The sequence below is a fragment of the Paraburkholderia sp. GAS448 genome, assembly GCF_050435685.1.
Classification (GTDB): domain Bacteria; phylum Pseudomonadota; class Gammaproteobacteria; order Burkholderiales; family Burkholderiaceae; genus Paraburkholderia.
This window is the reverse complement of record NZ_JBNDKT010000096.1, coordinates 1-7,280: the sequence shown is the minus strand read 5'-3', so window position 1 is coordinate 7,280 and position 7,280 is coordinate 1. Positions and strand designations below refer to the sequence as shown.

The 7,280-nt window shown below is 61.4% G+C and carries 7 protein-coding genes and 1 pseudogene; 2 read left to right on the top strand and 6 right to left on the bottom strand.

The features are described from left to right. On the top strand, window positions 1–197 hold a 197-nt coding region (locus tag P3T23_RS46855), incomplete at its 5' end, for a Na+/H+ antiporter NhaA (protein WP_429322822.1). 27 nt (window positions 198–224) lie between these two features. After that, window positions 225–1,415 (top strand): sodium/glutamate symporter, encoded by a 1,191-nt coding sequence (gene gltS / locus P3T23_RS46850; protein WP_429322821.1) that lies wholly within the window; start codon window positions 225–227, stop codon window positions 1,413–1,415. A gap of 171 nt (window positions 1,416–1,586) precedes the next feature. Here gltS and P3T23_RS46845 read toward each other — a convergent pair whose 3' ends face one another. The 6 genes and pseudogenes from P3T23_RS46845 to P3T23_RS46820 form a co-directional block, all read right to left on the bottom strand. Then, window positions 1,587–2,195, bottom strand: coding sequence for a hypothetical protein (locus P3T23_RS46845; protein ID WP_429322820.1), 609 nt, complete (start codon window positions 2,193–2,195; stop codon window positions 1,587–1,589). A 352-nt stretch (window positions 2,196–2,547) separates the two neighbouring features. Beyond that, window positions 2,548–3,231 (bottom strand): hypothetical protein, encoded by a 684-nt coding sequence (locus P3T23_RS46840; RefSeq protein WP_429322819.1) that lies wholly within the window; start codon window positions 3,229–3,231, stop codon window positions 2,548–2,550. A 241-nt stretch (window positions 3,232–3,472) separates the two neighbouring features. Continuing rightward, the gene (locus P3T23_RS46835; protein ID WP_429322818.1) at window positions 3,473–4,777 is read right to left on the bottom strand and encodes an MFS family transporter; all 1,305 of its coding nucleotides are present in this window, start codon (window positions 4,775–4,777) and stop codon (window positions 3,473–3,475) included. Between the two features lie 104 nt (window positions 4,778–4,881). Beyond that, window positions 4,882–5,519, bottom strand: a pseudogene (locus tag P3T23_RS46830) (peroxiredoxin). Between the two features lie 33 nt (window positions 5,520–5,552). After that, the gene (folE, locus tag P3T23_RS46825; protein ID WP_429322823.1) at window positions 5,553–6,161 is read right to left on the bottom strand and encodes a GTP cyclohydrolase I FolE; all 609 of its coding nucleotides are present in this window, start codon (window positions 6,159–6,161) and stop codon (window positions 5,553–5,555) included. Between the two features lie 72 nt (window positions 6,162–6,233). After that, window positions 6,234–6,464 carry a hypothetical protein gene (locus P3T23_RS46820; protein WP_429322817.1) on the bottom strand — a complete coding sequence of 77 codons (231 nt, stop codon included), beginning with the start codon at window positions 6,462–6,464 and terminating at the stop codon, window positions 6,234–6,236. Window positions 6,465–7,280 lie beyond the last annotated feature (816 nt).

Below are 7,280 nucleotides of genomic sequence, written 5' to 3'. Positions count from 1 at the left end.
GCGTCGCCGCCCTGTGTGGCATTGGCTTCACGATGAGTCTGTTCATCGGCTCCCTCGCGTTCGGCGGCCCCGAGTATTTCACGCCCCTCCGGTTAGGCGTGATCGCGGGCTCAACGCTCTCGGGCGTGACCGGCTATCTGCTTCTCAGGTTCGCGTCGGGTCATGCCAGGACAACCCCGTCGCACGGGGCTGACTGATCGATCTCTCAAGTGGAGAAGAACATCGTGAGTCTCGACACGTCGGAAACGCTGATGGCCGCCGCCCTCGTTCTTCTGCTCGGGCGGCAGATCTTGGCCCGGATCCCCCTGCTACGAACCTACAGCATCCCCGAACCGGTTGCCGGCGGACTACTGGTCGCGCTGCTGGTTTTTGCGTTACGCCGCACCCTGCAGATCGACGTACGTTTCGATACCACGCTGCAGGCGCCGCTGATGCTCACGTTCTTCGCCACTATCGGTCTTAACGCCAATCTGGCCGGGTTGAAAGCCGGCGGGCTTACGCTGGTTGTCTTTTTCGGTGCCGTGGTCGGCCTGCTCGTGATGCAGGATGCGCTCGGCCTCGTCCTGGCCTGGGCGTTGGGCCAGGATCGCCTGCTCGGGGCATCGGTGACCCTCTCGGGTGGCCATGGCACCGGTGCGGCGTGGGCCAGGGTGTTCGCCGAGCGTCATGGACTCGCCTCGGCGACGAAGATAGCGATTGCCTGTGCCACGTTCGGCCTGATACTCGGCGGATTGATCGGCGGCCCGGTCGCGCGTTTTCTGATCACGCACCATGCCCTTGCCCCCAGCCCGGAATCCGATGTCGCAGGCACGACCGCGTTCGAGCAGCCCAAGGCGGTGCGCCCGATCACCGCAGAAGCCGTTATTGAAACAGTCGCGCTGATTGCTGTTTGTCTCGCAGTCGGCTCGGCGCTCGCATCGTGGCTCAACGGCACCACGTTCGAGCTACCTACATTCGTGTGGGTCCTGTTCGTCGGCGTCGTGCTGCGCAACGGGCTTGCCGTGCCCGGCTGGTATCAGGTCTTCGAACTCGCCGTGTCGCTACTCGGCAATGTCAGCCTCGGACTGATTCTCACGATCGCCCTGATGAGCCTGCGCCTGGGGGACCTCGCCTCGCTTGCGCTGCCGCTTCTCGCGATCCTCATCGTGCAGGCGATCGCCATGGCCGTCTACGCCATCTTCATCACGTTTCGGGTCATGGGGCGCAACTATGACGCCGCGGTGATCGCCGCCGGGCACTGTGGTTTCGGCCTCGGGGCCACGCCCACTGCGATCGCCAACATGCAGGCCATTACCGAGCGCTTCGGCCGCTCCCATCTGGCCTTTCTGGTGGTGCCGATGGTCGGAGCGTTTTTCATCGACATCGCCAATGCGATCGTCATCAAGCTCTTTCTGCTGCTGCCCGTTTACGGTTAAAAGCGGCCCGGTTTAGCCGCGACGCAAATCGGGCGTATGCGCGCGAACAGATTTGGCGACCGGGCAGGTGAACTGGCTCAACAATGGCGGGTGATCCAGGGCGCCGCGACAGTGCGTGACCAGTCAACCGACCTTGTAACGACAACCCGGCCACCAGCGCGGCGAGCCCGTTCAGCGCACACACGACACGTAGTTCCTATGCACATCGTGGTCAATGCTCACCCGACCGTTGCCAAGATTGACCACCTTGTGGACGCCCTTGCCGGCAAAGGTGTGTGACCAGTATGCGCCGCTGCCGCCCCAGCCATGGAGACCACCTGGATAACGTGAGTCATTTTTGGGCGCGACGATCGCGTACTGGTTGTCAGAAGCGGCACTGTTGCCAGTGTTCGCATAGGCGAGCAGCGCCGTCAGTTCCTCGACCGTCGGTAGCCGCATGTCCCGCTTCGCACAGTGATACAGCGCGTCATGGTAGTCGTACCGGACCACCCAGGCTCCATTGAAAAGGTCCGGGCTGCTCTTCTTCGGAGGATGGAGCTTTTTTTCCCACGGATAGGGGGTAGTTGCGGGTCGGCTAAAGCAGGTCTTGTGGGAGAAGGCTGTGGTGCCACCACCTGTCATGGGATACGTCCCTTCGGGCATGCAGATTTCTTCAGTGGCCCCCGTCGCGTCCGCCCGCGATGGAGCGGCCGCAAGAGTCGAACCCACAGCTGTTGCTGAAGTCAGCAATACGCGAAGCAACACCCGTTTCTGATTCCACCTTCCATTGACGAAAGTCATGACAGCCCCGTAAGTGTGTTGATGACGGGTCAGGCGCACAGGACCCGCCTGTATCGCAATCCCGGACCCGGCCGGCAGCCGCAGCCCGGATGATCCTGAGGCCTGTGCATCAAACTAAACCCGGAAGACGAGGAAGTAAACGACCTTCTTGTTGTCGGCTCATGACCGCTCATCTGAATGAATCGCCCACAGTCAAAGCGACGCCCGGCGTTGCGCGCGGCGTCATGTGAAAGCCAGACGTGGATCAAGCACACAATCCACGGCGACGCAGGCTGCTGCGCCAGTTCTGGTGTCCAAGAGTCTGTCTGATGCCGGCTCCCCAGCAGGGGCAATGGCGACAATCCAAGGGCGTTCACTTCGGTGCCTGTTTTTGGTTGTGTCTCCAGCCTGCCGCCGGAGGCGGAGCGCTTCGCCCACGCGTGAGAGGGGGCATGACAAGTTCGTCGAACAGCGCCTCATTCAGTTCCATCGGAATCCCGTGCCGCTGCTGGCTTTTCGCCATCCCGACTCCCAAAGGATCGGGATGGCAGCGAACTCGCCAGTGTCGGCAAGAGCCCGGCCCACAAAGACTCCCAGCCAATTTCAGCTGGCGATAAAACCTGCAACCAGCTGTTCCATTTTGTCCAACGCCCGTTTGCACCACCTTCACCTGGCGCGGATTCTGGGCTGGACCGAGCCAGAATGCATCGTTTGCGAAGCGACGGAACACATCCGGTGGCAAGACACTGGTGCGCTTTTTCGTCGCGACCTGGTGGTGCACCGTGTGCAGTCCGGGTGTGCCAAGTCGCTGATCAAATGCGTCGGCCTGAAAATGGATGTTGTCGAAGTCGTGGGCGTATGCCGGTTCGTCGATGAAGGCGTACGCGGCGGCGATGGCGCAGACCGGTTCACTCACCAGCGTTTCGTAGCGCAGCACCATCAGATTGGATGTTTCGTCGCCGTAGAAAGTAGCTAAAAGCAACGGACACTCCAAATCGGCCTGAAAGGCATGCCGGACGGGCATTTCACGGATTTCAATAGTTATGTAAAAATACAACAAACCCACCAGAAACCCAAAACGGCAGGAAATCTCCCGCAGCGCGCTGCATTTCGGGTGGTCAATGGGCCACCTCGGGGCCGGTGGCTTGGCTGGAGGGCAACACCGCTGCCCTCCAGCCAGATCCCGAGCAACGTCTGACAAGTTGGTGAGCCGGTGTCGCCTGATTCTACGGACAATTATAGGTGCAGGGAGCGATTACCCGGCGCGCCTTACCCCAATTAACCAGTTGGGCGTCAGCCTACGACTCGTGGCGCAGATACCCGACCTTCGACGGATCGCGCATCCGGAACGAGACGATACCCGCAATGGCACACAGCGCTGTCACGTACCAGTAGAACATCGGCTCGCTACCCACCGACTTCAGCCGCAGCGCGACATACTCCGCCGAGCCGCCGAAAATTGCGTTGGCTACCGCATACGACAAGCCGACGCCGAGCGCACGTACTTCCGCCGGGAACATTTCCGCCTTGATCAGGCCGCTGATCGATGTGTAGAGGCTCACGATTGCCAGTGCGAGCACGATCGGCCCGAACGCCGCGTACGGGCTCTTCACGTCGCCGAGCGTGTGCAGGAGCGGCACGGTCCCGATCGTCGCAAACAGGCCGAACAGGATCATCGACGTACGGCGGCCAATCCGGTCCGACAGCGCACCAAATGCCGGCTGCATGATCATGAAGACGAACAGCGCCGCCGTCATCACATTGCTGGCCGTCTTGGCGTGCATGCCTGCTGTGTTGACGAGATACTTCTGCATGTAGGTCGTGAACGTGTAGAAAATCAGCGACCCACCGGCTGTAAAACCGAGCACCGTAAGAAACGCAACCTTGTGTTTCCACAGGCCGCGGATCGTGCCGGCTTCCTTGCGCTGACGCGTTGCGGCAGTGGTCGTTTCGTCAAGTGACTTACGCAGATAGAGCGTAACGAGTGCCGCGCAGGCGCCGACCACGAACGGAATACGCCAGCCCCATACCTTCAGTTCATCGTTGCTCAGCGTCTGCTGCAGGATCAGCAGCACCAGCAGCGCGCACAGTTGGCCACCGATCAGCGTCACATACTGGAACGAAGCGAAGAAGCCGCGCCGCCCCTTGAGCGCCACTTCGCTCATGTAGGTGGCGCTGGTGCCGTACTCGCCGCCCACTGACAGCCCCTGGAATAGCCGTGCGACCAGCAGCAGCGCCGGCGCAAGCGCGCCGATCTGCGCATAAGTGGGCAACGCCGCGATCACCAGCGAGCCGCCGCACATCATGAACACCGACACCATCATCGCGGCGCGGCGGCCGTGCCTGTCGGCGAGCCGACCGAAGAACCAGCCGCCGATCGGCCGCATCAGGAAACCCGCGGCGAACACGCCGGCGGTGTTGAGCAACTGCGTCGTGGGATTGCCGTTCGGAAAAAACGCCGGCGCGAAATACAGCGCACAGAACGAGTACACGTAGAAGTCGAACCACTCGACGAGGTTGCCCGAGGAGGCGCCGACGATCGCGAAGATGCGGCGCCGGGTATCGTGTGCAGCAACAATGGTCTGCTCGCTCTGGTCGGTCATGCTGTTGTGTCTCCTTGAATTGAACGGCACGTAGCGCTGGCAGTGCGCGTGCCGGATTTGCATAACAAAAGAAGTTGCTGAAGAAAAACGGACGACATCGTCTGCTAGCTGTTGGGCTGCGGCGTGAGACGCAGATACAGACGCAGCGCCCTGTAACCCTTCGGGAATTTCTGCCTGATCACGTCCTCGTCCTTCAGCGACGGCACGATCACCACATCGTCGCCCTGCTTCCAGTTGCCGGGCGTGGCGACCGAGTGGTTGTCGGTAAGCTGCAGCGAGTCGATTACGCGCAGCACTTCGTCGAAGTTGCGGCCGGTGCTCGCCGGATAGGTGATCATGAGGCGCACCTTCTTATGCTGGTCGATCACGAAGAGCAACTGACCCTGAAGGTTTCGCTCGCATTCGGGTGGATCATGTCGTAAAGCTGCGAAACCCTGCGATCGCTGTCGGCGATGATCGGAAAACCGACGCTCGCCGCCTGCGTCTCGTTGATGTCCGTGATCCATTCAGCGTGCGACTGCACGCTGTCGACCGACAACGCGATCGTCTTCACATTGCGCCTTGCAAATTCGTCCGCGAGCTTTGCCGTCAGGCCGAGCTCGGTCGTGCACACCGGCGTGAAATCCGCCGGATGCGAGAACAGCACGCCCCAGCTATCGCCCAGCCAGTCATGAAAACGGATGCGGCCGATGCTCGAATCCTGCTCGAAATCGGGTGCGGTATCGCCAAGACGCAGACTCATGGTGTAGCTCCGTAGATGTAGAGGTTAAGAAAACTACTTGTGGTGCATGATGGCCTGCAGGAATTCGGTGCGCGCCTGCAGGTTGTCGCTCAACTCGCCCGCGTAGCACTGGGTGACGACGCGCTCGTCGCCCCGCCGGTTTTCCCCCATCAGCAGGCACAGCTGCTCGGCTTCAATCAGGCAGGCCGCGCCGCGCGCCTGGCCGTGCGTGACGAGCGTGTTCGCGATCTCGTTTGTCATCCATTCCTGATAGGTATAGCGATGCCCGATGGCATCGATCATCCGGGCGATTCGGCCAAAGCCGTGCAAGCGTCCACCCGGAAGATAGGCGACGTGCGCGATGCCACGGAACGGCAGCAGGTGGTGCGGGCAGATGCCATGCACGGCGATGTTGCGGACGATGACCATGTCGCGGCGCGCGTCTTCAAAGCCGGTGCCGAGCACCTCGGCTGGGTCCGTGTCGTAGCCGTCCAGCAGACGCTTCTGCCACAGCTCTCGCACGCGCTGCGCGGTCCTGCCGGCATGGGCCGGATCGATGTCGATGCCGCTGGCCTCGAGCATGCTGGTCACGGCGAGTTCAAACGCGGCGGCATCGAAGGCTCGGGCGCGGCGGATGCCGTTCCCGGGCGGATCGGGAAACAGCGGATGAACCGGGTCATGCTGATCTGCAAATTTCACAGGGTCTCCTGAAGGCGCAGTTGGTCAAAGCAGCGGTCAAGTCGTCGAAAGGGAGGAATCCACGTCGACGCGTACTGATCCAATTTGCAGGTGCTCGGAATACCGCTCGCCCTCCGTCGCATCACGCAGGAACCAGGCGAGGTAGAGGACGCGCAGGAGGTGCATCGCGAGGCTGATAGTGCCGTGGCCGCTGCGCATCGCAGCCAGCGCCAGATGGTTTTCGAGCGACAGCGCGCGGACCTCTGTTGCCGGCAGGGGCAGCAGCATGTCTTTCGTGAGCGGCATGCGGCCGAGCTTGCGTGCGGTGCGGCGGGATGATCGGGCCATGAAGTCGTCGGAAATCGAGAAAGTCGAGCAATAAGGGAGGGCTGAACAGTCAGCCCGCATCGGCGCGCCAGGTCCCGCGCACGACGATCAAGCCGTCCGGCACTGGATCCTGCTGGCATGGATTGACATGCCACTGCCGTTTTGCCGATGCAGATAGAAAAACACGCCACCGCCAAAGTGCAGCGTATGCGACGTGGTGGCTCAGCAACTGTGACAGGTCCTCAATCTGGACCCGCCTGATGCAGGGCTCGTTTGCGCTGATGCTGCCGGACTGCGACACGAAATACCGGTCGCTGTCCGGTCCGTCGACCAGATAGTTGCCATCGGGGAAATCCGTTCGCCGCCGAAGATGCGGACCATTGCCCGGTCCGGGATGTTGGCTGGCAGCGAAGTACGATCTCCGTCCGGCGTGTCTGGTTTGTCGTTCATGATTCGTTCTACGCAGGGTTGGAGGGTGGCGTTGGCCAAGGAGCGGCGGCCGGACGCGGGCTGGCCAGACACAGATCCTGGAAGCGGCGATGTGTCGCGTCATATCCCTGCAGGCCCCTTGGGCAGGCTGGGTACTCGCAATTTCGTCCGCGGTGGGCACCCAGTAGAGATACCGTCTGCCAACGGTCGTCCGGTTCACCATTTTTCTCGTTCGTCATCCATTCCTGATAGGTAAGTGTTCACGAGAAATTGACTTGAAATTGAGTGCCGTATCCGTCGAGCAGTTTCGCCAGTTCGGCATCGATGGTTTCCTTCGTCCAGGTGATG